The following is a 26,847-nucleotide window of genomic DNA, read 5'->3' as shown; positions in this document are numbered from 1 at the left end:
TTTTTAAATAAGCCATAACCGGCTTAACGGTGTAAATTAAAAAATTCTATCTTTGGGAAATAAATACCCTATCAAAAAATAGCGATATACATGACCGAAAGTCTCCTTCTCTTTATCCTAGCCGCCATATCCGTTGTTATAGGTGTCTTTATCGGTATCTACATACAAGGGCTGAAATCCAAAACCCGCATAAGTACCTGGACCGAAAGAGAAAATCAATTGCAATCGGTTATAAACGGGCTACGCGCGGATATGGAAAAACTACAGGGGGAAAAAGCAGATGTTCAACGCGACAAGGAAGCTACCGGGCTTCAACTGGCCAGAAAGGAAGCCGAACTGGAAAACCTCCGGCAAAAAAACGAGGAACAAAAAGAGGAAGTAGAAAGACTCCAGGAAAAATTTACCCGGGAGTTCGAAAACCTGGCAAACAAGATACTGGATGAAAAAAGCAATAAGTTCACCCAGCAGAATAAGGAGAATATAAAGAACATACTTTCCCCTTTACAGGAAAAGATACTCCTCTTCGAAAAAAAGGTAGAAGAAAGCCAGAAAGAAAGCATTAGCATACATTCTGCGCTGAGGGAACAACTGTTAAACCTGCAAAGCCAGAACCTGAAAATAACCCAGGAAGCGGAAAACCTTACCCGGGCCCTGAAAGGCGACAGTAAAATGCAGGGGAACTGGGGAGAACTGGTACTGGAACGCGTACTTGAAAAAAGCGGTCTGGAAAAGGGACGTGAATACGAAATACAGCAGAGTTTTACAACAGAAGACGGCTCCCGGGTACTCCCGGACGTTATCATCCATCTGCCGGACGGTAAAAAAATGGTCATAGACTCCAAAGTATCCCTCACTGCTTACGAACGTTTCGTAAATGCGGAAGAAGAGCAGAAAGACCTCTTTATGAAAGAACATGTCAATTCCATAAAGCGGCATATAGAACAACTTTCCGGAAAAAAATATGAAGATCTCTACGAAATGGAAAGCCCGGATTTCGTGCTTATGTTCATTCCCATAGAGCCTGCCTTTGCCATTGCCATTAACCAGGATAATTCACTTTATAATAAGGCGTTCGATAAAAATATCGTTATTGTCACCCCTTCCACCCTGCTGGCAACACTGCGTACCATAGATACCATGTGGAATAATGAAAAGCAACAGCGCAATGCCATAGATATAGCCAGACAGGCCGGTGCCCTTTATGATAAATTCGAAGGATTCATAACGGACCTTACCAAGGTTGGTAAAAAAATGGATGAGGCCAAAACCGAATATAAAGGGGCCATGAACAAACTCTTTGAAGGCCGGGGCAATATCATTACCAGCATCGAAAAGCTCAAAAAAATGGGAGCCAAAGCCAAAAAATCCCTTCCCGAGGCCATCGTAAGACGTGCCGGCGAAAATGAGGAAGACGAATAACACCAACAAAACCTTTATTTATCTGTATATGAAAAAAGCCGCTATCATTATCCTGCTATCCGTTGTAGCCTTATTTCTCATTTACTATGCCTTTATCTATTTTGTACCCTACAGTACGGGGGTACGTTCGGGAGAACTGATCAAAATAAGCCACAAAGGCGTTATGGTAAAAACCTGGGAAGGCGAAATCAGCCAGGGAATATCCGGCGCACAAATATTCAGCTTTTCCGTATTGCCCAAAGACAAAAAGGTAATCGAAGACCTCAAGGAGCTTCAGGGACGCTATGTTAAAGTAGATTATGTGGAACGCATGGCTACCTTTTTCTGGCTCGGCGATACGAAATATTTTGTAACCAATGTAGTAGAAGAACCTTCTCCGCACCAAAGAAAATTCTAAATATGGCTATTACTTTTAAGACCGTGGCAGAATCGGAAGTCACTATTTCCGAACTGATGCTGCCCTCTCATACCAATTTCAGTGGTAAAATACACGGTGGATATATTCTTTCCCTTCTGGACCAGATTGCTTTCGCATGTGCTTCCAAGCACTCCGGAGCCTACTGTGTGACGGCTTCCGTAGATACGGTAGATTTTCTGATGCCCATAGAGGTCGGAGAATTGGTAACGATGAAAGCCTCCATTAATTTTGCCGGGAACTCATCTATGATAGTAGGTATACGGGTCGAAGCAGAGAATATACAGACCGGTGCCGTAAAACACTGCAACTCTTCGTACTTTACCATGGTCGCCAAAGACGATAATGGCAAAAATGTAAATGTGCCGGGCCTCATTATACGTTCGGAAAAAGAATTACACCGTATTCACAAAAGCATCAAACGTATGGAACTCCGAAAAGAAAGGCAGGCCCACGCCTCTACCGTGCACCTTACTACAAGCACGGCAGATATCTCCAAAAAATATAAAATAAAAATAGACCTCATCGCTTAGTTCCCGGGTGGTATATTCCAGATATCGTGTTATTATACGATAAAACAAATTATCGTTTAAATACACGATAAATAAACATATCGTTTTTAAAAACGATATTTGCAAGTATCGCTTTTTTAATAGATATTTGTGATATGACCAGTGTTATAACCGGAGATATTATTAACTCCCGCGAAGCACCTTCGCCCGTACAATGGCTTTCCGTATTAAAGGAAACGCTATCTCATATAGCCGTGGCCCCTAAATACTGGGAGGTATTCCGGGGTGACAGCTTTCAGGTAGAAATACAGGATTACTACAACGCCTTTCAGGTTTCGGTATACATCAAGGCCTGCCTGAAAGAGATCAAAGGACTCGACGTACGGATGGCGATAGGGATAGGAGATAAAACTCATGAAGCGGCTACCATCTCCGAATCCAACGGAGAAGCCTTTATTTTTTCGGGAGAAGTGTTTGAAACTCTGAAAAAAGAGAAGAAAAACCTGGCTATAAAAACCGGGATACATGCTATAGACGAAGAACTCAACCTGTATTTCCGGCTCGGACTCATAGCTATGGATAACTGGACTCCCAACTCTGCCGAAATTGTAAAACTGACCATTGATAACCCGAAATTTTCACAACAGGAACTGGGAGACCTTATAAATATTAAACAAAACACAGTAAGCGAACGGCAAAAAAGGGCTTATCTGGATGAAATTATGGCCCTGGACCACATGTACAGGCTTAAAGTAGACCACATAGAACATGCCCCCGGATAATAATGACACCCAGAGATAACAACACCATATTTTGTATACCTGCCAAAGCCCGAAAACCGAATAATGAAAACTTTTCTGCCCTATGGTACTATTACTGAAACTCTTATTGGCACACCTCATCGGTGATTTCATATTGCAAACCGACCGCTGGGTTCGGGAAAAAGAAGAGAAAAAACTGGCCTCGGGCAAGTTATACATACACGCCATCCTTCACGCCCTGCTGACCCTTGTTTTTTTATGGGACGCAAAATTCTGGTACGCCCCGCTTATTATAGGTATTACCCACTTTTTTATAGATGCGGCCAAACTGTTATTACAGACCCCGAAAACAAAAAGATTACTTTTTTACATAGACCAGTTATTACATCTTCTGGTCATCTTTATCGTGTGGTGTTTAATGCAGGGAACAGCCCCTTCATTTTCCCTGTCCCAAAGCCAGTTGCTGTTACTCACAGGCGGACTGTTCCTCACATTCCCTACATCAATCCTCATTAAAATCACCATATCCGTCTATACCCCGAAAACAGATATGGGGAAAGACGATTCCCTGGAAAATGCGGGGAAATATATTGGCATACTGGAACGATTGCTCGTGTTTATTTTTATTGTAAGCGGGCATTGGGAAGGCGTAGGATTTCTTATCGCAGCCAAATCCATATTCCGTTTCAGCGACCTCACCCAGGCCAAAGATCGAAAGCTCACCGAGTATATCCTCATCGGCACCCTGCTCAGTTTCGGGACAGCCATTGTGGTGGCTATATTGTGTTCTTCGTTATACTGATCACTCCTTATGACAGACCAGGATAAATATATGCAACAATTGAGAACCGTAATGGAACGTTACACTTCCATAAGCGATGATTCCTGGTCCTTGTTACATTCCATAACCCGGTGCCGGAATACAGAGAAAGGAGAAGTAATACTGCGCCAGGGACAGATAGCAAGGTACCTTCATTTTATTTGCCAGGGCGCCATGCGAATATATTTTACGGACCCGGATGGCAATGTGTATAATAAAAACCTCTTTATGGAAGGGAATTTTGCAGCTTCCAAAGCTTCGTTGCTTCAAAATTCTCCCTCCTACTTCACCATTGAAGCCCTGGAAGACTCCGTACTATTAGACATCGAATATGAAGGTTACCGCAAACTTATCCGGGAAAAAGAGGATATCCGAAATTTCTATATCGCTTATATCGAAAAAAACTGGATCATAGAAAAGGAACAAAGGGAAATATCCTTTGTCATGGAAAATGCCACCGACCGTTATGTGAAACTACTGGAAAAACATCCGGATATAGACCGCCGCATCCCTAAATTACATATTGCATCCCACCTGGGCATTACTCCTACGCAATTGAGCAGGATACGAAAAAAATTAAAATAAATTCCGAAATCAACCTATGTAAAGGCATACTTTATTTCCCGGAATTACTTTTGTCCCGATGCATCAATGAGTATTTACCGGTAACACAAGTAATCCAGGCTTAACGAACAAAGAAAAAAGGTATGCAATTAACAGAAAATCTGACGTGGCGCTATGCTACCAAAAAATTTGATCCTTCGAGGAAGATTTCTCCAGGGGATCTGGATAAATTGAGAGAAGCTATCCGGTTATCCGCAACTTCTTATGGTTTGCAACTTTACAAGGCATTTATTATATCGGAACCGGGAATCCGGAAAAAGCTCCTGCCGGCCTCCTGGAACCAGAGCCAGGTAACCGATGCTTCTCATCTTATAGTTTTATGTTATTATACGGAAGCAAATGCCGGTCACGTAGACGAATATATAAGGCTTCGGGCTGAAATACAGGATGTCGCAGTGGAAGATCTGAAAGGGTACGGGGACTTTGTAACACAGAAATTGCTGGAAAAGCCCCTACATGAACAGAAAGAGTGGAACGCCAGGCAAACCTATCTGGTATTGGGCCATCTGCTCACTGCCTGTGCCGAACTCAGGATTGATGCATGCCCCATGGAAGGTTTCGATCCGGAGGCGTACGACCAGATTCTCGGCCTTTCCGCCATGGGACTTAGTGCTTCCGTTGCCGTAACTATCGGTTACAGGTCACCCGAAGATAGTTCCCAGTACCAGAAAAAAGTGCGGAAACATCCGAAAGACTTATTCGTAGAACTTTAATACACGGCTAAATGAATCAGTTAAATTTATCCGCACTGGCGTTTATCGGGGGCATTTTTCTGGCTATCCAGGGAGGCTATAATGCCCGTCTCGGGGTTTTGTTAAAAAGTCCCCTGCTAGCATCTGTCCTTGCGTTTTTTTTCAGTACCGTATTTGCATTGATCATAGCCGCAATCAGCCTGAAAAAACTTCCGGACAGGGAAATGATCAGGCATATTCCCTTTTACCTCTGGTTTACGGGAGGCCTGTTTTCCGTTGTCGGAATCAGCTTGTATTACTATACTATTCCCAAACTCGGGGTATCTACGATGATCTCACTCGGGCTGTGCGGGCAGCTTATATTTGCCGTTATAGCCGGCCATTTCGGATGGTTACATTTACCTGCGGAACCTATAACGGTAAAAAGAATTCTGGGAGTCCTGTCCATGATGGCAGGAATTTTACTAATTAACATGAAATAAAAATGAAAACACAGGAAAACATACACAATCTGACCTCTTTATGGAAAACGGTAAGTACTCCCTTCGGGATGTATAATCATGAACAAGACTTTGACTATGCCATTGTTCCCGGTTCCGACTGGCCCAATCGCATATGGCCCAACAGGGACATTCCGGAAAGCAGCATTAAGGACATAATCCGGATCATACGATCTGCTTCTGTAAAATTGACGTTACCGTACTGGGATATTTATCAAAGTGAAACTCCCCTGCTCCTGGAATCTCATGGTTTTACAAAAACCTTTGAGCAGGTAGGGATGTCCATGCCTCTTACCCAACACCTCCCCCAACAAAACCGTCTGGACATCCGCCCGGTTTCCGACAATTACGAAGCCAGAACCTGGGCCGCATTATACCCGAACGCTTTCGGATATCGCATAGGAGAAGATATATGGGAAGCAACGCCCGGTAAAGTCCATTTTTATCTCGCCTATTACCAGAACAGGCCAATAGGCACGGCTATTATACATTATACGGGAAAGGTTGCCGGCATACACGGTGTAGGTATCCTTCCGGAAATGCGAAGAAACGGTTTTGCCCAAGAGATCATGAGCTTTGCACTTAACCGGGCCCTGGACCATGGGGCCGAATCTGCTACCCTCCAGGCTTCCGCAATGGGAAAAGGCCTTTATCTTAAAATGGGATTTACCGAGCAGTTTAGCATGAAAAATTACCAGATGCCTTAGCGGGGATTCGGGGACAGATACAGCAATAAGATAAGCCGGTATTTGTCCCTTTGATTCCGGTATTATATTTGGGAAGAAAAATATAAATCTCGTAAAACCGCCAGTCGTATTCCCTATACGCTGCAATTTCCGGGATTGTATTTTGAGCCGGATTTCTCACTTACATGAAACCCCTTCATACAGATAACATGTAATATCTTCATGCAGGCGACATAAAGCCAAATCAAAGGACGGGTAGAAATATCCAAGAGGGCGGGTAATTTACCTTCATCCGATTATATATTTTAAGGCAGCCTATAAATAGTTTAGATATCCTTTACTCTAATTTGGATTTAAAATCCTCTTTAAGATAGGTTTTAAGCTCAGAAAAAGTAAAAAAGAGATCGGAGGAGTAGGAAAACTCTATACTTTAAATATTTCTTTAAACTCTACTTTTAACTCAGACCTCAATACTTCTGTCAACAACTCAATATAGCCGGGAGGAAAATATTTCCTGTAGAGACCTCCCTCACCGTTATAATAAAGTTTTATTTTCACCAGCTTTCCGGATCATTGAAAACCGGCTCCCAATTATTTAAATCCTTTAAGCCAAATGGCTTCCTTGTTTTTAAATATTCCTGAAAAATTTCAAATTCTTATTTAGCTTCTTCATCTTCTTCTGTTTTCAAAGCCCTCAAATAGTCTGTAATTTCCCGTACATATTTTTCATTGTATGTCTGAAGTATCTCCTCTGGATTCAAAAACATTTCCTCATAAGTAATACGCTCCCCGGTTTTCAAATCGAAGCAGGCATATTTATAGTATTCGTCCCTATTCCCAAAAGAATTATAACAATATTTTAAAGATAGTATACGCCGTGCATTATATAACATTTCATACTTCTCCGGAATATACAAACAAATAGCCTCCTTCTGTTGAAGACAATTTTTCAATAACTCTTTTTTTAGGGCTAAACGCTTTTTCGGATTCGCAGATCTAAGTTCTTTATTCTCCGAAAGTCCTTGTATATTCACCATCAATTTTCCGGAATTTTTTGTTTCTGGTATATTTACTTTTAATTCATTCAGATATACATAAGGATTCTCAATAGAGTCTTCCAACAATATTACATCATAAACAATTTCTTGTCTGTCACTATGTTGTGCTGAACATGAAAGACTGATTAATAGTAAAAAAATACAAAAAAATTATTTAGCCTCATGCAACACATATAGACACCTTTAGTTTTTTCAACTTGTCTTTTTTGACGCAAAATATTTTCTTCTATTTATTCAATACATTTTGTAACATTCCAAAAAATTAATTATTTACCACTTCATTATACATCTCAATTAAAATATCAAAATAATCATCAAAATCCGGAACAGGTCTGGATCCCGGATCTATTTCCCAGACTGTTTGACTCGTGTCATTACTTTCAAAAATAAACTTATAGTCTATTTGATCCGTACATGTCCCACAGCCATATTTCTTATCTGTTGACATAATTTCCTTCGGGACTTCCCATGCTTTTTCCTGTGTTAAAGTTATTTTTTGTGGATTTTTGGAAGGGATATATATATAATCCTTTTCTAAAGTATATATTTTATATTCTCCTTCCAGGGTAATTAGATAACAAGTAATTTTTGTCACCTTCTTTTGTACAATCACGGCATCTGTATTATCAGTTTTATTCATCTGAAAACAAGATCCGGCCAGAAAAAAAATTAAAGTGATGTAATATTGCATATTTCAATAATTAAAAATCAGACTTCTATCTTTGCGCATGATATTCCATTGCCATTTGAAAAACGAATTCATTTTATCGTTGGTTTCAAAAGGATTTCGAGTAGAAACCCCTACTTGATTTACATAATCCATTATATTATCTGTAAAACCTTTATAAAATATATGAGGGGCTTTTATGGTTCCTTCCTGAAATGTATGAGTTAGAGAAAAAGAATGTGCTGCTTCATGTAATACGGTTCTTTTTTCCTAAAGTGCTGTGGCATAAATCACATAAGCATTCCCCTAGATTATACCTGTTAAATTGCCGTTGGAATCATAATTGTTCTCGGCAGAACAAGTTCCCTGAATTCTCTGCCATCCTCCACCAGGAATATTATCCTGAGCCCTTATGGTTGTGTAAAACAAATAAGTACGTTTATTTGCATTACTGTCTATCATAGAGTTATTGGCAGGAGAATGTTTCCCGAATTTTTCATACAGAGTAATCAAATCTTTTTTAAATGAGTCAGATCTTCCCACCCCAATATTGGAAGAGGTATTTAAGTAGTTATTTTTAAAAGCAATTACATCTTGATCTGAAATGGGTAAACTTTTTATATCAAAATGAGTATCTACTTTAACTTCGGCTCTTATCAATGCCTGATTAAAAGACTGGTTTTTGAACAGGAATTGATAATCATTTCTTAGACTGGCTTTTGAATTTTCGGTAATTACATTAACCGCAACGATTTCTGCTTTTGGTATGATATTATTTTTATAAACCATTAGCTTTCCCACTTCTTCCTTTTGCTTTCCTAACTTTGCAAATACTTTTATTTCCACATGCTCATTTAAAGATGCATTTTGTGATTTTATGTTTATTGCCTTCTCTGCCAGATAAAAGTCTCTTATATTATTACCTCCAAGTTTTTTTGTTTGTTTAACACTTATTAGATTCTTTAACGCAATTTTCTCCGGAAAGACAATGAGATTAGTATTTCCTGATTCGAATATAATTTCTGTATCATCACTCGTTAATGATTCCAATTCTTCAATTTCAAGATCTAAGTTAACTCCATTACGGTGCATACGTGACCCATGTGCAAACTGAGCTGTAGTAGTATGAGGAAAAATAGCTAGCCATGCCGGATAATATTCCACACCATAAGGGGAAATCGGATTAACAATATCTGTTTTACTATACTCTTCTTTAAGAGCAGAAGGATTCAAACATAGTGGAGTAGGTGCATTTATAGGATAGCCATTATTATCATTAGTAACCTTTTCTATAGGATAAATATATTCATCCCTTAACCAATCAAAACCATATTCTCCCTGATAATTACTTGGTCGCCTAAAATGAACCAGGAACTTCTTAAGTGTCGATGATATTTGCAACTCTTCATTAACCTCAAACTCCCGTCCTCCGCCCCTTATTTTATTTATTACCAAAGTCCTCGCCATTGTTATGTTTCTTTTTCAGTTTGTTGCCAGATCTTATTTATGTTTATAGATTGTAATTCTGCGGTACCATCCGCCTGTACTATCCCGGAATAAATTATTTGTTGCCGTCCATCGTCTAAGTCCTGTCTCTCTTTATCTGTCATTTCTATCTCCAGAGTTTCTCCGGTGTCTATATTTTCCGTGCGCACGAAAAAACAGGCATTCTCCCCGTACTCTGAATTCTTTATTTTTCGGGAAGCCTCCTCATCCATCCAATAACTCTCCACCACTTTAGGAGCATGGTCGGCACCTAATATCGCTCCCGGAAGCATCCGGGCTATTTGTATAAATTCTTCTGCTACGCTTCCGGCACTGTCTACCTGCAACGGATCGGTAATGGTAATTTTTCCTCCCGTGCTGCACATACATTCGGAATCGTGAAACAGGAACTTTTTGTTTTTGCCCAGAGTGGTCTTTTTACTGGTCTTTGTCCATTTTTGCAATGCAGGCACACATGGCAGATAATCACTGCTAGTAGGCTTCAATTTGCACTTTCCGAAGGTTTTGGGTACCTGCCTGTCCATATCTGTAGCCTTGAGTTTTCCCTGCACTCTTATTTTACGGTTTTCGGTCACCTTGAGTTCGGCAGGAGTAAAACCCTGATCGCATTGTAATACTGCTCCGTCACATACATAGATCTTATCGCTCATCTCTCAATAGTTTTAAACGGGTTTCGGTTTCTTTTCTGTAAATGTTCCCTATGGTCACCAGGGTTTTCACTTCTCCTCCTTCTATCCTCCCGGACTTCGGTTTAAGGTCGTAATGCCCGGAATAGTCAAACGACAATGCATGCTGACTTCCTTCATCCGCCAGGCTACCGACCAGAAGGTTCAGTTTTTTTCCCGGGAATTTCGGATGGTCCGTTTGTAACTCTCCCCGGAACTCCAGTTTCCCGGTATCCAGAATACGGTAAAAATCCTTTAGTTTTCCCTGCCATAAAACAGGTAACGAAAGTCCTTCAACTGCATCGTGAAGTACAAATTCCCGGTTCGTGGTGAAATATTCCGAATGTGCTTTGTCGAATATGTCCGGGAACAAAAAACGGTAAAAAGTATCTTCCGTATAACACCGTTGTATATTGTCCTCCTTTAATTGCCATTCATAATCGGCTATATACTCCTTCAGGTCCGGGTAACGTTTCTCCAGGTCCGGCTTTATCCTGTTCCATTTTTCCCTGACCTCTGCGGTATTTTCCAAACGCAATATCTTCAATCCGGGACTTACCTGAAAAGTCAGGTCATTATTAACGCTGCCCAGCTGCAAAGCTATCTGCATGGCTTTTGAGACCTTTTTAACAGGGAACCCCTTGGAATCTACGGGTATTTGTTTTTCACACTTCAACCGGTACCTCAGCGCTTCCGTATTAAAAAAACCTTTACATTCCAGGGAATACTCCGCCTTTATTCCGGAAAAAAAGGAGCGTTCTCCCTTTTTGATCCGGGTTTTTATCCAGGCCTCATAACCGCGTATTCCCGGCTCCGTATGGAGTCGGAGCACATAAGAAGTTTCTCTGGATTTGGTCAGGTTCATGGGACGTTGTTGTTTATCCGGAAACCGGGTATACCTTTACATCTGCCTTTTTTATCGGGATTTCTTCCTGTTCTCCTCTGAGAAACAGGCGGGCACCGGTATTTCCTTCTTCAACCCGTATCACCAGTTGTACCTGGTCTTCTTTGTTCTCTGCAAAGGCTTTTTTAAAGGCTTCGAATATCTCTTCTTCATCAAAATAGGCTTTCATTCTGTAGCGGTCACCTTTATTATTCTGCCAGGTTGCCAGGATATGGTTTGGCAGTGCTCTTTCTTCATAAGATACAATCTCCGGATTATTTCCCGTAGTAAACAGGTCTTCCCCGTTATAATAAGTTATGAGCATCTCGGAGACTGTTTCATCCTGTCCGGAAAACTCCATTTCCGTATGCCATGAATAACGTTTTCTGTAGGTGTCCCAACGTTCCGCAGGAACCGGTTCTTTCCGAATGCTATCTTCTACATCTTCTTCTATTGTGCTCCGGATATGTTCCTCTAAAGACACTACGGAATCGGGCATAAAATCTTCTTTTGCTATCACCGTATCTTTAGCCCGGAACCATCCTATTTCAACCTTCTTCCCGCTTCCGGCCATCCATACGGCAACTTTTCCTCCGGGAGCCATTCCCACATTAATAACATCATAAGTCTTCTTCTTCCCATTCCGGTCTTCGAAACCTTCCTGGAACAGTTTTGCGATCTTTTCTTCGGGAAGTTTAAAACGGCCCGTATAAAATGTGTTTTCGCGATAAGACAGCCAGGTGATATTAAAAAAACCGGGAACTTCCCTCTTATCATTATCCGAGTAATGTGACGGCCCGGGCATTCCCCAGTCCTGTCCGTTTTTCGCGCCCAGGGTATGGCCGGCGGGAACACGCACCGAAGAGCCGTCCCCGTAATAAAAAGTTCCTTTATATACCTCCATAGGGTAATTCTTCGGTGCGCATACCGAAGGTATCCATTCATATTTTTCCATGGTTGTCTGGCTTGTACAGGAAAGTATCCCTGTTATCACTGTTACTAAAATGATATTGCGTATTATGTTCATCCCCACTCTTATCCGTTATGTATTACGCGTTGTCTTTGTCCGTTCTCCCAGTTTGGCCTCATAACAGACGTAGGTCCCGGAAGCCAGTTACTGTAATAGGCCGAAAAATGCAGGAACCTGTTCCTCAGCCATCGCAATGTTTCCCTGTCCTGTTCATTTTCAAAAGACATCGGCCCCTGCTCTCCGCTTATATAGGCATCCAGGCGGGACTTCACTCCGTTTAATTCACTGATTACGGGATGTTTTCTGCCTAATTTTGACATTTCCACGGCCACTTTTTTCTCCATACTGTATTCTGCCATGATGTGTAACGGAATATCCCCGTACCTGCTGCTGATCCCGATCCTGTTCCCGTTCAGGTTTCCCCAGAAAGTATTAATACTTATCTCTTCGGGAAGATACCACCCTTGTTCAATTAAAAACTGACGGTCTTGTTCCAGGTTGGAAATGGAAGCATTCCTGTTGAGAAAACGTTCTTCGTCCGCATTGTCTTCATAACCGCCTCCGATATCGGAATGTACTCCCGGTAAAACTTTTTCCGTACCTTTTCCCCCGGCACTGGCTATATTGGTAAGACTGAAATTCACCCTGTGCTCGTCGGCGGCCGCTAATTGAAAGGTACTTCTTGATTTTTTTATGGCATCGAGATTCAGTTCGCGGGTATCGTTACTGTGAATCAGCCCATAGGAAGCCACTGTATCATATAATCCCACAAAACGGACTACGATCATTTTGGCGGTAATCCCTTCTGCTGCAAGTGCTTCTCCCAATGCCCCGTTATCTACCTCATACCTTATGATCCGTGGAGGTGTACGGGGATTACCCTGAATAACCTGTTTTACATCTCCTTCCTTTTGGGTTACTTCATGCACAAAATTACGTGCTGCGGCAGCACCCCTGCTAAATCCGTAGGTATCAAGGACCAACAGGTCAATTTCGAAAAGATTTCTTCTGCCTATATTTTCCACCACTTTTTCACAGGCTTTCACCACTTTGGCCCGTACCCCGGCATCACCGGTCCCGAAACCACCGCCGAAAGTCGTATCCTTCTCAAAATCTTCCGTTCCTATTCCCTCTATGTAGATAGCCAGTTGCTTTTGCTTTTCCTCGTTTTTAATTTCATAGAAAGGTTCGAGCCGGGCTACGTTGGAATAGTAATTTTCAAAACTGTTCTGCCCTTCGATATACCTGTCTGCAAGCCCGGCATCAAAAGACAGGTTGTTTTCTCTTTTTTCGTGTTCCAGCCTCGAATCCGTATTATTACGGTTGTTCCAGGTACCGTCAAAAAATACCCCGACCGTAACATTTACAGCATCTTCGGACAGGTTTTCTTCATAATTGGCTTTCCCGACATATACTTTGGAAGTCTGAACGTTTACACCACTCAGCACCTGCCGGGTTTCCTGTTCCGGGACTCCTGCCCTTTCCGCGGTTAATAAAATGGTAGCGTTGGCGTTTTTCATAACACTAATTATTATTCTCCGTAATCCACTCCTTCGGCGCTGGCAATAGTGATCAGTCCTCCTGCGTTGGTTTTTATCTCCCCGCTGGTATCTGTTATTATTTCCTGTGCCTGTTGTTTATAGGTAGTGCTCAATACCTTGATTTCCTCGTTTACCTTGATATCATTATTATTAGCCCTGAACACATTGTCATTGGTCACAATTTCCGATTTGTTATTTCCCACTTGGATCTCCAGGTCTTCCTCTACATTGATCTGCATGTTTTTCGCATTCAGCGTCATCGTTTCATTGGCGGTAATATCTATGTTGTTTCCCACGGTATCTATAAAAATGACATTCCTGTTCTTATCCGTAATCGTAATGCTTTCCGCTCCCTTGGCATCGCTGAGCTTTATAACATGACCGCTGCGGGTGTGGATCACTTTTAAATCATTTTCCGCCGTGGCATACCCGCTGGACTGTTTTCCATTATACAGGGTGCCTGTAATATAGGGTTTCTCGGCATTACCTCCTTCAAATGCCACCTGCACCTCCTCTCCCACTTCGGGTATAAAGTAAAAACCTTTGTTTCCCCCGCTGTGAGGCTGTACCATACGTATCCACGGGCTTTCGTAATTCCAGTGAAATTTCACCTTCACCCTCCCCAATCCTATGGGATCGCTATTATCGGTTACTACTGCCGACTGTGTCTCGGCCACGGGAGGTGTGAAAATATTAGTATAAGGCGGTACTTCCACAGAATCGGGCACCGCAGTAAATTCGTTACTGTAATTTCCTTTGCCATCGCAGTGATGTGTTAAGGAGGTTACGTAATAATTGCCATAGTATTTTTCCTGTACCAGGTCTTTGGGATTTTGTGTCAGGCCGAATTTGGGTTCTTTGATCCCTATAATATCTCCCACGTGAAAGCGTGTATCTTCCGATATGCCTGTCGCCAGCACGAGGCGGGACACTCTCCCCTGAAGCTGGGTCTTTACCCTACTCAGCAGGTGGCTCCGGGCATTGCCTTCGGCAAGGGGGTGATGATAAAACGATTCCGATTCTCCTCCCGGGTACATTTTTTCCGAAGCTTCCACCATGTTCTGCAAAAGCCCCTGCGAATTGTGGCTTATTTCGGAAGACCTGGCGTGCTGTATCTCTGCCGAGGTAGCATCATACCCGGTATACTGAAAGCCGAGCGGCCTCGCACTGACCCTGATATCAAACTCTTCCAGGGTATGCCCGTATTCCAGGGAAATCTGCCTGCCTTTCGGCCGGCCGAATACCAGTTCTTCGCCGTTGAAATAAAACCAATGTCCTTTTTTCTGCGCAAGACGACGTAAAAAATTAAAGTCGCTTTCTTTATATTGCACGATATAATCCAGTGCTTCATCATCCGCATTCTGAGTAAACTGTACCTTTCCCGTGTGTAGCCGGGTAGCTTCATGGATGATCTTGCCAAGACTTTCCCCCACAAAATTCCTGGTGTTGGGCACACCGTCCATATAGATGGTAGGACTATGCCCGGAAATGACAATGCCGCCCGCATCCCCCCCTGCGCGGGCCAGGCTGGCATCGGTTACCACACCACGGAATATGTGTGCATCCCCTTCTCCGAAGTTTTTTGGGGTGATCTCCACATGGACGGTACCCCCGATATAATGTTGCATCCTGTCCAGGGCATTTTCGGAAAACCCCTTGTGGAATACCTCCACAAAGGAAAAAGTATGATGGCCGTTTACCTGCTGGTTTATTTCCAGGTTATCGAATTCTATAATGTCCTCACCATCTATGCGGATCGTTACACTGGTCTGGGTTGCCATAGCCTGTGTTTTTAGTTAAAGTATAGGTATATATTCGGTTTATTTCTGTTATCTGATACAGGTCGGGGTAAAACTCTGTTTATCTTAAGCTTCTGTTATTTTAAAAACCAATATTTTTTCTTATTCTTCCTTTATATACTCTTAATCATAAATGACAATAGGATGGATAACTTTCGTCTCCAAGGTGGTAATTTTCACATTACCCTCTTCCTCATTCTTAAATATCTGGTCTACAAGTACTCCATTAATAAATTTCTTACCAGATTTTTCAAATACTATATTATAGACCGGGATCAAATGCTCATCATTGATCGGCACAAAGGTGTCCATCTCCTGTTTTTTTAATTCCCGAAAATCCGACAGAGGACTATCTCCTTCGGATAAATACAGGTATATGTATCTTTTTTCTCCGTTTTTCAAGCGTACAGTATCAAAATCCGAGCGATATATGATCTCACCTTCCATTTCCGTATTCATTTGTAAAGAATCAGGAAGCTTAATTTCTATTTGGGATGTGGAATTCTTTTCTTCCTTCTTCTTTGTTTTGTTATTACATGAAGAGAATAGCAGGAATCCACTTAAAAATATATAATAAACAATGGGGCTATTGTCTTTTATTCCTTTCATTGTATTAATGTATAGTATCCTTTACAAATACATTCTTGGAAATAAGGGTTTCATTAGTTCTCATTCTCACATTTCCATCCTTATCTTTACCTTTTTGGATAATAATATCCTCAACAACTCCATTCAGCAAATTATTCCCGGGCTTAGTAAATACTGCTTCAAATGAAAAGTAACCATGTCCCAGAGTATCCTCGTATATAAAATGTTCTGTTTTTTTTATTTCTTCCAGGCTTATAAAATCCTCTTTGGGGTCAATCGCAATATGAAGGAAAACATATCTTTTATCAATATTAGAAGGCCTGATAGTATCTAATCTTGATACAAGGTTATACCATAATTTTCCTTGTATGAGTCCCTGTCCTACGGTAACAGTATCGGGAAAATCAACAATCACAAATTCTTCAGTCTTTTCAATTTCTTGTTCAGCAGTGTCAACTGTATTTTTATGATGTGATTTTCTATTACAAGAAGCTACACCTAATAAAAATACTACCAGCATTATTTTCCTGAAAATATTTGTATTACTCACCATATTTCGTTTAAGAAATCTATTTTTCTTTTTACGATCCCCATACTTTTATACTTTCTATTCTGTCCTATATCTGATTTCCTTCATAGGTAATACTACATAAACAAACTTATTCTATAGTATTTCCCTTTACGTATACATCCTTTTCAAAATAACTTCTATGCTCATAATAGTTATGATTTAATGAATCCGGTACATGGTTCTCTGTATAGTAATATTCTACAATAATCCCCCTGAATTTCTTTGGGCCCGGAGTATCATAATATCGCCCAAAAATTACGGTCCAGGGATAATTTCCTTCCATCTTAAATGCCTTTTTTATATCCGTTTCTATATTCAGATTACGAGTTGTATCCGTTTCAACTTCTTCTATATTTGAAAAATCTTTATTAAAATTTTTCGAATGATCTTTTGGTACTACCACCATGACCATTGAATTTTTATCCTTAAACAAAGGTTCCTTTAAACTAATAACTGCCTGAATAGGCCTGTCTAAAGAAATTGTATCATTGTCATATTGTATCGTATAATAATTACTTTTATTAGGAATAGTATCTCCCTTACTATCAAAAAACCAATTCCGGTTTAAATGAGGTTTCCCCCCGATATTCTTAATTTCCTTTATTTCCTGCAAAACACCTTCTTCATTGTAATATTTCCATTCTCCTATCGGGAAGCCTTCATGAATTATTTTTCCCTCGGATTTAATTTTTCCGTTTTTATGAAAATTTTTTCTCCATATACTATCTTCATCCCTATAATAATCAATATAATCTATATTACTTTCCCGGGTATAGTAAACCGATGAATCTTTTTTACGTCCCTGTTTATAAATATGTGTTTCTTTTATTTCCCCTGTATTATCGTATACCTTGTACTCACCGTGATATGTTCCATTTTTTAAAGTATAAATTATTTTCCCTTTTCCGTCCTTAAGACACTCTACCTTCTTATTACTACAAGAATAGAGCATAAGAAAAATAAATAATAGAGTTAGTTTCATAATGTTTAATTTTTTTTCCTTATAGTATCTCTCTTGATACCAATAGTACCGTCTTTAAAAAGCCCTGTATTATGGAATCTTGCTGAATCCCTTTTAGCCTGTTCTTCATCCTTGGTAGGATACGATTCACCTATACCCCCAAAATCAGGATTATTAACTCCATATCTGGTTCCTGATCTCAATTGTCCAAAAGTTTTATGTAGAATCTCATAATTTTCCATCTTCCCGTTTCCATGCCAAAGGTCAGTCCCTTCAGCATCCGGAACCATAGGGGTGCTATTGGTTACCGGGAAAGATGGTCCCCATAACATCATAAAAGGGTCCCACCAGGCATCCACATTATGGGTGATCACTTCAACACCGGGCGCCGCTACAGGTGTGTCCGTCAACCCGGATTTTCCCTGTGAAGATATAAATTGAATTCCCATCCCCCCGATACCCCGCGACATGTGGTTACCCCGAAGGCTCATGGGGCCGGAAAGGCAATTCTTTAGCCATCGTCCCAGCTGCTTGGCATCATTTCTTATATCGTTGACCATATCCCGGCCATTTACCCGTATTTCCAGTTTTACAACCTGCCACCTGTTCAGTTTCCGGGGGGCAACTACGATCACTTCTTCCAGTTCAATGACCCCTATCTCACCATTGTCACTGTCGTACTTACTGTTCATGATGCTGGTCTTGTCCTCCATAATACCGCCTCCTTCTTCCATATAATCTTCTTCGTCCTGTTCTCCCAAAAAAATATCCGGCCGAACATGACGACTTCCCGTCATCAGCATCGGTTTCTTGTGATGGTCGGCTGCTATACAGAGTAACTTGCGTGCCAGGGCATCGTTCATAATTTGTTTATTAAAGTAATGTTATGTCCTAAGGGCCCAGTTTTTGGTAAACGGAATACTGTTAATTACTATTTCTTTGGCGGAGATCACAATCTGCACCCGCAGGGGCCTGTCACTGTCTGCCGAAAACCGTTCCCGGTAATTCAGGCAGTACCCGTGTTTGAATTCCACCTCCCGAAGCTTGCTCAGCGCATCCCGTTTGTAAAAGATAATCCTGCCGTTCTTGGTTTGCGAACTGCTTATCATCCATTCGTAAAGCATCGTACTCCTGGTCAATTCTACCACCAGGCGTATCTTTCCGCCACGGGGATCGGAAGACGGTTTATCACTGATATCCGAATCCTGATCGAATATGATCTCATAATCCAGCACATTCATTTCCTGGCCGTCTATGACAAATTTTGACAAAAAACTCATGGTATGAAAGGTGTTAAAACATTTTTTTAATAATATACCGATCGTTACATACTGTTGTACATCATATTTGTGTACCTGTTAACAATGTTTTTTTCATACCGGTTTATATACAGAACTTCCGGCACACAACATTTTAACAGCATATATTGCTATCTGTACATCGGAAACGCGGAAGGGATATTCCGGAATCCTCCTGAATCAGTATTGCTTGGGAAAGAGGGCTGAATAAAAAAAATAAAGGGGCAGCTTTCACCCCCCCTTTGCAACATTCGATTTGATCTTATATTACAAAAATATCAGATCGGGGGACAGGTTATACCCATTCGTTCATGTGTTCCCCGCCTCCACTGGCGATAACACGGCACGAAATGGTAAAGGTTTCCGTTAAGGGATTCCTTCCTGCTGCTTCAAAATTTTCTCTGTATTTTACAAGATAGCCTTCGGTGAAGTGAACTTCCCTGAGTTTGGCATCCGTATCGCGCTTAATATAGGTGATCACACCATTTTTACGCTCAAAATTGTTGGTCATCCACTCAAAAAAGAAAGAGTCTCCGGTGGATTCGACGGTCAGATAAATCCTGCCTCCGCGTGTAACGGAAGAAGGACGTCCCGTGGCATCAACTTCCTGTGCCAGGTCATAATTGGCGCTCAAAATATTTACTTTTTTACCGCCTACGCTTAAAGTTGCTTTGAATGACATACTAACTAAATTTTAAAAATTAAGGTTAAATAAAAAGATATACCAAATCAAATATTGAATTATTTACATCCGCAAGATATTAAACATAATGCTACTACACAACTAAATATGAGGTATTTTCCCCTTTCATGTAAGAATTAACCGTTAGGAAATATTAGTCAACTACCTCGGGGCAATCCCGATAATTATCGGGACGCGAGGCATAAGGCGGAAACCATAGATTGTTTTTCGACGCAAGCATCGGAGCATTTAAATCTCACTTAGTGAGTAAAGGTCCGATAAGATAAGACCGTACATTTGTAAAAAATATTTACTTTTGAAAATAAAGGGGCATTGAACAAGAGTGCCCGGAAAACAAAAATTCATTCGTAGTTACACTGCAATGCATGTCAACAAATAATATAATCACCTGAAACCTCAACCCGATTTATAAACCCGATGCGATGTTAAAAAAAACTTTGATATTCCTGATATGTACCATGAGTCTCCTGGCCTGCAAGGACAAGAAGAAAGAATCCGGCATTTCCGCGGACAAAACGGAACAATCCCCGGAAACAGGAGAACCAAAGGAAGCTTCTTATGCCTTTGTGGGAACATATACCCGCAAAGAAGGTCATGTTGACGGCCAGGCAAAAGGAGTTTATTTATTGCAACGGGATGATGAAAACGGCAAACTGGAAAGGGAATCCGTAGCCGCGGAAGTGGTAAACCCCTCTTATCTGGCCATTTCCCCGGACAAAAAAAATTTATATGCAGTGAGCGAAGTTGCCAGTGAGGGGGAAACCGGCGCGCTCTACGTATACGGACTGGACGAATTTCAAAACCCGGTCTTTCTCCAGAAATTGTCCACGGATGCCAAAGCTCCCTGCTATGTAAACCTGGATTCCGAAGGGAAGTATGTATTTGTGGTGAATTATGTCGGCGGTGTGGTTAAAATGTATACGCGTGGTGAAAAAGGCATATTATCCTCAGCCGACACTGTACAATTACACGGCTCGGGACCGGATAAGGACAGGCAATCGGAATCGCACCCGCATTCGGTAGTCATATCTCCCGACAACCGTTTTGTCTTTGTCCCTGATCTCGGCAGCGATAAGATATGGAGTTTTGAAATAGACCGGGAAGAGAATAAGCTGCTCCCTCTCTCCAATGGCTTTGTATCTGCCGCTCCCGGTGCAGGGCCCAGACATCTCGTTTTTCATCCCAATGGCAAGTATGTCTACCTCATCAATGAACTCAACAATACGGTCAATGCTTTTTCTTTTGAGGCGGAAAAAGGCCTGCTTTCCGAAATCCAGACCATTTCTACGCTTCCCAAAGGGTTTAATGAATCAAGCAGTGCGGCCGATATCCATGTACATCCCAACGGGAAATTCCTGTATGGTTCCAATCGCGGGCACAATAGCATTGTGGTGTATGCCATAGATCAGGAAAACGGAAAACTTTCCCCGGTACAACATCAGCCAGTCAAAGGAAAGACACCACGGAATTTTGCCATACACCCCTCCGGAAAGCAGCTCTACGCCGCTAACCAGGACTCGGGGAATATCGTGCAGTTTGCCATTGACCAGGAAACCGGCAAACTTTCCTTTGAAACGGAACTGGATGTTAATTCACCGGTCTGCATTAAATTTTATCCGTAGATCCGGGGATTTTAATTATTTTTGTGCTTTATTTAGAATCAGAGGCAATGGTGTCTGCCGTAAACCGCCCTTTTACAGGGATGATGGCGCCTGTTATCCCGACCGTCACCTGGTATGTGACCGGCGGAAATATTTTAATGTATAACAGGCCATTTTTATGACACGACAAGAAGTTTCCAGAAAACTGCGTTCCGTAGAACAATTCCCCTCCCTTTTCTTTATCGGTAAATGGATCGTATTATCCGCATTGGTGGGTATTCTGGCCGGATCGGCATCGGCCCTGCTGCTGTTTTCGCTCAACTGGGCTACGGATTTCCGGGAGGCCAATACGTGGATCATATGGTTACTGCCCTTCGGAGGATTGCTCATAGGGCTCAGTTATCATTATTGGGGGCAGGATGTGGTAAAAGGAAATAACCAGTTATTGGAAGAATTCCACACTCCCAGGCAGATCATACCGCTAAAAATGGCTCCTTTGGTCTTATTCGGTACCGTTGCCACACACTTTTTCGGTGGATCAGCCGGACGTGAAGGCACTGCGGTGCAGATGGGTGGCGCCATTGCCGACCAGTTTACAAAAATATTCCGGCTGCGGCCAAGAGATCGCAAAATACTATTGGTCATCGGTATAAGCGCCGGTTTTGCCTCGGTTTTCGGAACTCCGCTTGCCGGGGCTATATTTGCCCTGGAAGTCCTGGTCATCGGGAGAATGCGGTACGAAGCCCTGCTTCCCAGTTTTATCACTGCGGTTATAGCGGATTATACCTGCCGCCGGTTGCAGGTGGGACATACGCATTATCATATTGACATCATCCCCGAAATGGAGTTTCCTTTTCTTATCTGGGCCATACTTGCCGGGATCGTCTTCGGCCTTGCTGCATTGCTGTTTTCCCGGTCCACGCACTTTTTCAGTGATCTGTTCGGTTCCAATATAAAATATCCACCGTTACGGCCCGTGATCGGGGGAGTCGTTCTTGCCGTTGTGGTCTATCTTATGGGTACTACCAAATATATCGGTTTGGGAATACCTACAATAGTCGACGCCTTTGAAACGGAACTCCCTCCCTACGACTTTCTGCTAAAAATACTCTTTACCGCATTTACACTTGGGGCCGGGTTTAAGGGAGGTGAAGTTACACCGCTCTTTTTTATAGGCGCCACACTCGGAAATGCTTTATCCTTCTTCATTCCGTTACCGGCAGCACTACTGGCCGGAATGGGATTCGTAGCCGTATTTTCCGGGGCTACAAATACCCCTATAGCCTGTACCATCATGGGAATTGAGTTATTTGGTATTGAAGGCGGGGCTTTTATAGCCATTGCCTGTGTAACGGCCTACCTCTTTTCCGGGCATTCCGGTATTTATTCCGCACAGGTCATCGGTAGCCCAAAACACCTGTTTTACGGTCGCGACCGGGGAAAAACGCTTACCGAAATAGATCAAAAACACAAGAAGAAATCCGGCAAACAATAAACATCCGACAACACGGATTGTTAAACCTCCCGCTATGATATGGTATCCTGAAAACAATACGCTAACTTGCATCCTGTAACCACTTATTTATGGAAAATAAAGCAAATAATAACGGATACCGGCAGTCTGCAGAAATACCGAGTACCATAAAATATACCGGGAAATTCCTGCAATCGCTCTCCCCTGCCCTTGCTACAAAATTTGCCACCAAACTGTTTACTTCTCCTCTCAAATACAGGCTCCCGAAACGGGAACAGCATATGGATGAGGAAAGTAAGCAAACGCGTGAAATCGTCCCTGTCCTCAACAAGGAAATCATGGTTTATGAATACGGGAACGGCACCAAAAAAGCGCTCCTGGTCCACGGTTGGAGCGGCAGGGGAACACAACTCGTAAAGATCGCCGATGCACTCCGGAAAGCGGGATATGCCATAATAAGTTTCGATGCCCCGGCGCATGGCAAAGCGGAAGGAAAAACGTCCAATATGTCCGAATTTATTGATGCCGCACTATTCCTGGAAGAGAAATACGGCCCTTTCGATATCGCCATCGGGCACTCCCTGGGAGGGATGACCGTCCTCAATGCCGTAAAAAAAGGGCTTAAAACCCGTAAACTGGTGATCATAGGCGCCGGGGACATGGTATCCGATATCGCTGTCGATTTTGTAAAGGCCCTGGGGTTAAAGGAAGAAATAGGTCATGCCCTGAAAACCTCGTTTGACAAACGTGTAGGTTTTGATATCAACGACCTCTCCGCCAGTGTAGCCGCACGGGAAGTAGATATTCCCGTATTGATACTTCACGATGAAGAGGACCAGGACGTACCGGTCAGTGCCGCTCAAAACATATTGCAAAACCTGAGTCAAGGCGAGCTGATGATCACCAAAGGCCTCGGACACAGAAAAATCCTCGGAGATGCCCGGGTGATAGAGAAAATTATTACCTTTATCCAAATTTAAAACAAAAGCGATGAAAAAAATTCTTGCATTAGTATTAGTCAGCACCTTGGTTTTTGTTTCATGTGAAGGAGATCAGGGACCTCCCGGTGAAGATGGATTGGATGGTTTACAGGGACAGGTTTTTGAGGTTGAAGGCGTAGATTTCGCTTATGAATCTGAATTTAATCTGTATAGTGCTCCCTTTGCATTGGAAGAATATACAAATTTTGATATTTTAGAACAGGATGGTCTGCTTATTTATCGTTATGGGGATCTAAGAGATGTAGAAGGAAACATCGTAAACGGCTGGGAATTACTTCCATTAACAGCTTATGATGGGGAAGGTAGATCTTTTCAATATGGTTTTTCCCATGCTCAACTGGATGCCGAAGTCCGGATTACCAGTGAATTTAATATTTCTGACCTGGAAGCAGGGTACACACAAGATCAAATTTTTAGATTTATCATTCTACCTAATGACTGGGCCCCCGAAGCTGGTTTAAATAAAAACAATATGGAAGAGGTTATGAATTCTCTTAAAATAGATAAGATAGAACGATTAAACCTTAAAAATTAAGGTCATAATAATCCAATTAACCTTAGTTTTCCAAGAAGAATCACAAGAACCAAGATTTTAAAATTATAATTTAAAGACAGGGGCATTATCCATGTACACAAAAATAACAGGATAATTGCCCTTTTCTATTGGATAAATAATCCCACTCCCTAAATTAAAAACTCCAATCCCACCCACTACCATGCCAGACAAAGATTATCCCATAACCAAACCCGAAGAAGAATGGGAAGCCGAACTCTCCCGTGAAGCTTATTGGGTGCTGAGACAGGGAGGCACCGAATTTCCGCATTCGGGAAAGTACAACCTGCATTTTGAAAATGGAACGTATTGCTGTGCCGCCTGTAACACCTCCTTGTTTGAAAGTGCACATAAATTCCGGAGCAACTGTGGCTGGCCCAGCTTTGACCAGGCCATAGACGGAAGCATAGAATACCTGAAAGACACTTCACATGGTATGATCCGAACCGAAATACGCTGCGCCAACTGCGGCGGGCACCTGGGCCATATTTTCGATGACGGGCCTACGGAGACCGGGGTGAGATATTGCGTAAATTCGGCCAGCCTGGATTTTAAATAACCCGGACTAAATCCCTATCAAAAAAAGGTACAGATTGAAGTATTCGGACAGTACGGATCAACACAGTAATCTGATAATCAAAGTAGAGTGTTCCGTATTACTAAAATGCTGTAATAATCCCGGTGTGTTACCGAAAGCAGAGTTTTAGTCCCTCAGCAGGGATCTTCCGGTACTGTTTACCACAAAGCCCCATCTTTTAACATACATTGACACATGTTTTTCCGGCCGCTGATGCCTTGCCTTTTTGAGCTAAAAATTCTTTGTTAAATGCCCCCGAAACCTTTTCGTATTTCTTACCTTTGACCGCATATTGTTCATTTACACAATATTCCTGTACCGGAGGTCAGGATTTAAAAGGATACACTAAACGCTTAAAATTTAATCAGAGAAATGGGAAAAGGTTTTTTTCACGTTCCTGTGGCGGTCAATGAACCCGTAAAGTCATATGCCCCCGGGAACCCGGAAAGAGAAGAGGTTCTAAATCAGTACAAAGCTTACTTTAACGGTTCGGAAGATATTCCGCTGTACATAGGCAGTGAAGAAATCCGTACCGGGAACACCAGGTCTATCACCCCGCCACATGATCATCAGCATGTAATAGGGCAATATCACCTCGCCGAAAAATCACATATAGAAAAAGCTATCGCCGATGCCCTGGAGGCCAGGAAAAAATGGGCCGCCCTTACATGGGAACAACGTGCTGCCGTATTTTTACGTGCCGCCGATCTTATAGCCGGACCTTATCGTGCCAAAATGAATGCGGCAACCATGATAGGGCAATCAAAGAATATCCACCAGGCGGAGATAGATTCGGCTTGTGAGATCATAGATTTCCTGAGGTTCAATGTAGAATACATGTCCCAGATATACAACGACCAGCCGGAATCGTCCGAAGGTATCTGGAACCGTGTGGAATATCGCCCGCTGGAAGGATTTGTTTATGCCATTACCCCTTTTAATTTTACCGCTATTGCCGGAAATCTTCCTGCCAGTGCGGCCATGATGGGAAATGTTGTGGTATGGAAACCCAGTGACAGCCAGATATTCTCAGCCAAAGTTATCGTAGACGTATTTAAGGAAGCCGGGGTACCGGACGGCGTGATCAACGTAGTTTACGGCGATCCCGTAATGATCACCGATACCGTGCTGGCCAGTCCGGATTTTACCGGGATACATTTTACCGGCTCTACCAATGTATTCAAAAGCATATGGGCCAAAATAGGGTCTAACATACATACTTACAAAACGTATCCGAGGATCGTAGGAGAAACCGGGGGAAAAGACTTTATTATCGCTCACCCCAATTCCAGGCCCAAACAGGTGGCTACAGCCATTTCCAGGGGAGCTTTCGAATTCCAGGGGCAGAAGTGTAGTGCAGCATCCCGGGTATACCTTCCAAAATCCATAGCGCAGGAAGTACTCGACTTCGTGAAGGCCGATGTGGAATCCTTTAAAATGGGGTCTCCGGAAGATATGAATAATTTCATCACTGCAGTAATCCACGAAGGTTCTTTTGATAAGCTGGCCAGTTATATCGACCAGGCAAAAGCCGATCAGGATGCAGAGATCGTCATAGGAGGTAATTACGACAAATCCAAAGGCTATTTTATCCAGCCTACTGTCATCCTCACGACAAACCCGAAATACAAAACCATGACAACGGAATTGTTCGGGCCTGTGGTTACCGTTTACATTTATGAAGACGAAAAATGGGCAGAAGCCCTGCAGCTTGTAGATACGACATCCGAATATGGGCTCACGGGTGCCGTTTTCTCCAATGACCGCTATGCCGTAGACGAAGCTACCAAGGCCCTGGAAAACAGTGCAGGTAATTTTTATATCAATGACAAACCTACCGGGGCCGTTGTAGGTCAGCAGCCATTCGGAGGTGCACGGGCTTCCGGAACCAATGACAAAGCCGGTTCCATGCTCAACCTTCTCCGTTGGGTTTCACCCAGGCTTATCAAAGAAACTTTTGTGTCTCCGGAAGACTACCGATACCCGTTTCTGGGCTAGTCCC

General features: G+C 42.3%; 29 protein-coding genes and 1 riboswitch. Of the genes, 15 read left to right on the top strand and 14 right to left on the bottom strand.

Features of this window, described 5'->3' with window-relative positions:
• Positions 1-90 precede the first annotated feature (90 nt).
• The 9 genes from rmuC (at position 91) to ED312_RS15760 (ending at position 6,450) form a co-directional block, all read left to right on the top strand.
• Positions 91-1,419 carry a DNA recombination protein RmuC gene (rmuC, locus tag ED312_RS15800; protein WP_123216987.1) on the top strand — a complete coding sequence of 443 codons (1,329 nt, stop codon included), beginning with the start codon at positions 91-93 and terminating at the stop codon, positions 1,417-1,419.
• Between the two features lie 28 nt (positions 1,420-1,447).
• Positions 1,448-1,816, top strand: a complete 369-nt coding sequence (locus tag ED312_RS15795) for a 6-phosphogluconate dehydrogenase (RefSeq protein WP_123217007.1) — start codon at positions 1,448-1,450, stop codon at positions 1,814-1,816.
• A 2-nt stretch (positions 1,817-1,818) separates the two neighbouring features.
• Positions 1,819-2,367, top strand: coding sequence for an acyl-CoA thioesterase (locus ED312_RS15790; protein ID WP_123216986.1), 549 nt, complete (start codon positions 1,819-1,821; stop codon positions 2,365-2,367).
• Positions 2,368-2,501: 134 nt separating this feature from the next.
• Positions 2,502-3,128, top strand: a complete 627-nt coding sequence (locus tag ED312_RS15785) for a transcriptional regulator (protein WP_123216985.1) — start codon at positions 2,502-2,504, stop codon at positions 3,126-3,128.
• An 82-nt stretch (positions 3,129-3,210) separates the two neighbouring features.
• Positions 3,211-3,909 carry a DUF3307 domain-containing protein gene (locus ED312_RS15780; protein WP_123216984.1) on the top strand — a complete coding sequence of 233 codons (699 nt, stop codon included), beginning with the start codon at positions 3,211-3,213 and terminating at the stop codon, positions 3,907-3,909.
• A gap of 9 nt (positions 3,910-3,918) precedes the next feature.
• Positions 3,919-4,512 (top strand): Crp/Fnr family transcriptional regulator, encoded by a 594-nt coding sequence (locus ED312_RS15775; RefSeq protein ID WP_123216983.1) that lies wholly within the window; start codon positions 3,919-3,921, stop codon positions 4,510-4,512.
• Between the two features lie 122 nt (positions 4,513-4,634).
• Complete coding sequence (locus tag ED312_RS15770; protein WP_123216982.1) at positions 4,635-5,264, top strand: NAD(P)H-dependent oxidoreductase; 630 nt, start codon at positions 4,635-4,637, stop codon at positions 5,262-5,264.
• 11 nt (positions 5,265-5,275) lie between these two features.
• Positions 5,276-5,725 carry a DMT family transporter gene (locus ED312_RS15765; RefSeq protein WP_123216981.1) on the top strand — a complete coding sequence of 150 codons (450 nt, stop codon included), beginning with the start codon at positions 5,276-5,278 and terminating at the stop codon, positions 5,723-5,725.
• A gap of 2 nt (positions 5,726-5,727) precedes the next feature.
• Positions 5,728-6,450, top strand: coding sequence for a GNAT family N-acetyltransferase (locus tag ED312_RS15760; protein WP_123216980.1), 723 nt, complete (start codon positions 5,728-5,730; stop codon positions 6,448-6,450).
• 635 nt (positions 6,451-7,085) lie between these two features.
• On the opposite strand, the gene ED312_RS15755 is transcribed toward ED312_RS15760, so the two are convergent.
• The 14 genes from ED312_RS15755 to tssD (ED312_RS15690) form a co-directional block, all read right to left on the bottom strand.
• Positions 7,086-7,550: a hypothetical protein gene (locus ED312_RS15755; protein WP_148044315.1), complete on the bottom strand. Its 465-nt coding sequence runs from the start codon at positions 7,548-7,550 to the stop codon at positions 7,086-7,088.
• Between the two features lie 199 nt (positions 7,551-7,749).
• Positions 7,750-8,178 carry a hypothetical protein gene (locus ED312_RS15750; RefSeq protein WP_123216978.1) on the bottom strand — a complete coding sequence of 143 codons (429 nt, stop codon included), beginning with the start codon at positions 8,176-8,178 and terminating at the stop codon, positions 7,750-7,752.
• Between the two features lie 282 nt (positions 8,179-8,460).
• A complete protein-coding gene (locus tag ED312_RS15745) occupies positions 8,461-9,621 on the bottom strand; it encodes a hypothetical protein (RefSeq protein WP_123216977.1) in 1,161 nt (386 codons plus the stop codon).
• A 2-nt stretch (positions 9,622-9,623) separates the two neighbouring features.
• A complete protein-coding gene (locus ED312_RS15740) occupies positions 9,624-10,310 on the bottom strand; it encodes a DUF4280 domain-containing protein (RefSeq protein WP_123216976.1) in 687 nt (228 codons plus the stop codon).
• Entirely contained in the window at positions 10,300-11,190 is an 891-nt protein-coding gene (locus ED312_RS15735; protein ID WP_123216975.1) for a hypothetical protein, read from the bottom strand. Before ED312_RS15735 ends, ED312_RS15740 begins: the two co-directional genes overlap by 11 nt.
• 13 nt (positions 11,191-11,203) lie before the next feature.
• Positions 11,204-12,235, bottom strand: coding sequence for a DUF2931 family protein (locus ED312_RS15730; RefSeq protein ID WP_123216974.1), 1,032 nt, complete (start codon positions 12,233-12,235; stop codon positions 11,204-11,206).
• Positions 12,236-12,243: 8 nt separating this feature from the next.
• Positions 12,244-13,698, bottom strand: coding sequence for a T6SS phospholipase effector Tle1-like catalytic domain-containing protein (locus tag ED312_RS15725; protein ID WP_123216973.1), 1,455 nt, complete (start codon positions 13,696-13,698; stop codon positions 12,244-12,246).
• Positions 13,699-13,709: 11 nt separating this feature from the next.
• Positions 13,710-15,500, bottom strand: coding sequence for a type VI secretion system Vgr family protein (locus ED312_RS15720; protein ID WP_123216972.1), 1,791 nt, complete (start codon positions 15,498-15,500; stop codon positions 13,710-13,712).
• Between the two features lie 141 nt (positions 15,501-15,641).
• The gene (locus ED312_RS15715; RefSeq protein ID WP_123216971.1) at positions 15,642-16,127 is read right to left on the bottom strand and encodes a hypothetical protein; all 486 of its coding nucleotides are present in this window, start codon (positions 16,125-16,127) and stop codon (positions 15,642-15,644) included.
• A 4-nt stretch (positions 16,128-16,131) separates the two neighbouring features.
• A complete protein-coding gene (locus ED312_RS15710; protein WP_148044313.1) occupies positions 16,132-16,626 on the bottom strand; it encodes a hypothetical protein in 495 nt (164 codons plus the stop codon).
• 139 nt (positions 16,627-16,765) lie between these two features.
• Positions 16,766-17,659: a toxin-antitoxin system YwqK family antitoxin gene (locus ED312_RS15705; RefSeq protein ID WP_148044312.1), complete on the bottom strand. Its 894-nt coding sequence runs from the start codon at positions 17,657-17,659 to the stop codon at positions 16,766-16,768.
• A 5-nt stretch (positions 17,660-17,664) separates the two neighbouring features.
• Positions 17,665-18,501, bottom strand: coding sequence for a hypothetical protein (locus tag ED312_RS15700; RefSeq protein WP_123216968.1), 837 nt, complete (start codon positions 18,499-18,501; stop codon positions 17,665-17,667).
• Between the two features lie 21 nt (positions 18,502-18,522).
• On the bottom strand, positions 18,523-18,918 hold the full coding sequence (tssD, locus tag ED312_RS15695) for a type VI secretion system tube protein TssD (protein ID WP_123216967.1): 396 nt from the start codon (positions 18,916-18,918) through the stop codon (positions 18,523-18,525).
• A gap of 313 nt (positions 18,919-19,231) precedes the next feature.
• Positions 19,232-19,618, bottom strand: a complete 387-nt coding sequence (gene tssD / locus ED312_RS15690) for a type VI secretion system tube protein TssD (RefSeq protein ID WP_123216966.1) — start codon at positions 19,616-19,618, stop codon at positions 19,232-19,234.
• Positions 19,619-20,061: 443 nt separating this feature from the next.
• On the opposite strand from tssD (ED312_RS15690), the gene ED312_RS15685 reads away from it, so the two are divergent.
• From ED312_RS15685 to pruA, 6 genes are all read left to right on the top strand, one after another.
• Positions 20,062-21,261 (top strand): lactonase family protein, encoded by a 1,200-nt coding sequence (locus tag ED312_RS15685; protein ID WP_123216965.1) that lies wholly within the window; start codon positions 20,062-20,064, stop codon positions 21,259-21,261.
• 34 nt (positions 21,262-21,295) lie between these two features.
• Positions 21,296-21,361, top strand: a riboswitch (Fluoride riboswitch).
• A 57-nt stretch (positions 21,362-21,418) separates the two neighbouring features.
• Complete coding sequence (locus ED312_RS15680) at positions 21,419-22,735, top strand: voltage-gated chloride channel family protein (RefSeq protein ID WP_123216964.1); 1,317 nt, start codon at positions 21,419-21,421, stop codon at positions 22,733-22,735.
• Between the two features lie 89 nt (positions 22,736-22,824).
• Complete coding sequence (locus tag ED312_RS15675; protein ID WP_123216963.1) at positions 22,825-23,694, top strand: alpha/beta hydrolase; 870 nt, start codon at positions 22,825-22,827, stop codon at positions 23,692-23,694.
• A gap of 10 nt (positions 23,695-23,704) precedes the next feature.
• Positions 23,705-24,250, top strand: a complete 546-nt coding sequence (locus tag ED312_RS15670; RefSeq protein WP_123216962.1) for a hypothetical protein — start codon at positions 23,705-23,707, stop codon at positions 24,248-24,250.
• Positions 24,251-24,431: 181 nt separating this feature from the next.
• Positions 24,432-24,827, top strand: a complete 396-nt coding sequence (gene msrB / locus ED312_RS15665; protein ID WP_123216961.1) for a peptide-methionine (R)-S-oxide reductase MsrB — start codon at positions 24,432-24,434, stop codon at positions 24,825-24,827.
• Positions 24,828-25,217: 390 nt separating this feature from the next.
• Entirely contained in the window at positions 25,218-26,843 is a 1,626-nt protein-coding gene (gene pruA / locus ED312_RS15660) for an L-glutamate gamma-semialdehyde dehydrogenase (protein ID WP_123216960.1), read from the top strand.
• Positions 26,844-26,847: the final 4 nt, after the last annotated feature.

This window comes from Sinomicrobium pectinilyticum, assembly GCF_003725735.1.
Classification (GTDB): Bacteria; Bacteroidota; Bacteroidia; order Flavobacteriales; family Flavobacteriaceae; genus Sinomicrobium; species Sinomicrobium pectinilyticum.
This window is presented reverse-complemented; position numbering and strand designations above follow the sequence as displayed.

Excerpts from the sequence above, each read along its gene's own strand:
- ED312_RS15720 (WP_123216972.1), bottom strand. The coding sequence starts at position 15,500 with ATGGCAACCCAGACCAGTGTAACGATCCGCATAGATGGTGAGGACATT.
- ED312_RS15775 (WP_123216983.1), top strand. The coding sequence starts at position 3,919 with ATGACAGACCAGGATAAATATATGCAACAATTGAGAACCGTAATGGAA.
- ED312_RS15685 (WP_123216965.1), top strand. The coding sequence starts at position 20,062 with ATGTTAAAAAAAACTTTGATATTCCTGATATGTACCATGAGTCTCCTG.
- ED312_RS15760 (WP_123216980.1), top strand. The coding sequence starts at position 5,728 with ATGAAAACACAGGAAAACATACACAATCTGACCTCTTTATGGAAAACG.
- ED312_RS15735 (WP_123216975.1), bottom strand. The coding sequence starts at position 11,190 with ATGAACCTGACCAAATCCAGAGAAACTTCTTATGTGCTCCGACTCCAT.
- ED312_RS15740 (WP_123216976.1), bottom strand. The coding sequence starts at position 10,310 with ATGAGCGATAAGATCTATGTATGTGACGGAGCAGTATTACAATGCGAT.
- ED312_RS15795 (WP_123217007.1), top strand. The coding sequence starts at position 1,448 with ATGAAAAAAGCCGCTATCATTATCCTGCTATCCGTTGTAGCCTTATTT.
- ED312_RS15745 (WP_123216977.1), bottom strand. The coding sequence starts at position 9,621 with ATGGCGAGGACTTTGGTAATAAATAAAATAAGGGGCGGAGGACGGGAG.
- ED312_RS15705 (WP_148044312.1), bottom strand. The coding sequence starts at position 17,659 with ATGAAACTAACTCTATTATTTATTTTTCTTATGCTCTATTCTTGTAGT.
- ED312_RS15780 (WP_123216984.1), top strand. The coding sequence starts at position 3,211 with ATGGTACTATTACTGAAACTCTTATTGGCACACCTCATCGGTGATTTC.
- rmuC (WP_123216987.1), top strand. The coding sequence starts at position 91 with ATGACCGAAAGTCTCCTTCTCTTTATCCTAGCCGCCATATCCGTTGTT.
- pruA (WP_123216960.1), top strand. The coding sequence starts at position 25,218 with ATGGGAAAAGGTTTTTTTCACGTTCCTGTGGCGGTCAATGAACCCGTA.
- tssD (WP_123216966.1), bottom strand. The coding sequence starts at position 19,618 with ATGTCATTCAAAGCAACTTTAAGCGTAGGCGGTAAAAAAGTAAATATT.
- ED312_RS15765 (WP_123216981.1), top strand. The coding sequence starts at position 5,276 with ATGAATCAGTTAAATTTATCCGCACTGGCGTTTATCGGGGGCATTTTT.
- ED312_RS15750 (WP_123216978.1), bottom strand. The coding sequence starts at position 8,178 with ATGCAATATTACATCACTTTAATTTTTTTTCTGGCCGGATCTTGTTTT.
- ED312_RS15710 (WP_148044313.1), bottom strand. The coding sequence starts at position 16,626 with ATGCTGGTAGTATTTTTATTAGGTGTAGCTTCTTGTAATAGAAAATCA.
- ED312_RS15770 (WP_123216982.1), top strand. The coding sequence starts at position 4,635 with ATGCAATTAACAGAAAATCTGACGTGGCGCTATGCTACCAAAAAATTT.
- ED312_RS15730 (WP_123216974.1), bottom strand. The coding sequence starts at position 12,235 with ATGAACATAATACGCAATATCATTTTAGTAACAGTGATAACAGGGATA.
- msrB (WP_123216961.1), top strand. The coding sequence starts at position 24,432 with ATGCCAGACAAAGATTATCCCATAACCAAACCCGAAGAAGAATGGGAA.
- ED312_RS15715 (WP_123216971.1), bottom strand. The coding sequence starts at position 16,127 with ATGAAAGGAATAAAAGACAATAGCCCCATTGTTTATTATATATTTTTA.
- ED312_RS15680 (WP_123216964.1), top strand. The coding sequence starts at position 21,419 with ATGACACGACAAGAAGTTTCCAGAAAACTGCGTTCCGTAGAACAATTC.
- tssD (WP_123216967.1), bottom strand. The coding sequence starts at position 18,918 with ATGAGTTTTTTGTCAAAATTTGTCATAGACGGCCAGGAAATGAATGTG.
- ED312_RS15790 (WP_123216986.1), top strand. The coding sequence starts at position 1,819 with ATGGCTATTACTTTTAAGACCGTGGCAGAATCGGAAGTCACTATTTCC.
- ED312_RS15725 (WP_123216973.1), bottom strand. The coding sequence starts at position 13,698 with ATGAAAAACGCCAACGCTACCATTTTATTAACCGCGGAAAGGGCAGGA.
- ED312_RS15785 (WP_123216985.1), top strand. The coding sequence starts at position 2,502 with ATGACCAGTGTTATAACCGGAGATATTATTAACTCCCGCGAAGCACCT.
- ED312_RS15700 (WP_123216968.1), bottom strand. The coding sequence starts at position 18,501 with ATGAACGATGCCCTGGCACGCAAGTTACTCTGTATAGCAGCCGACCAT.
- ED312_RS15675 (WP_123216963.1), top strand. The coding sequence starts at position 22,825 with ATGGAAAATAAAGCAAATAATAACGGATACCGGCAGTCTGCAGAAATA.
- ED312_RS15670 (WP_123216962.1), top strand. The coding sequence starts at position 23,705 with ATGAAAAAAATTCTTGCATTAGTATTAGTCAGCACCTTGGTTTTTGTT.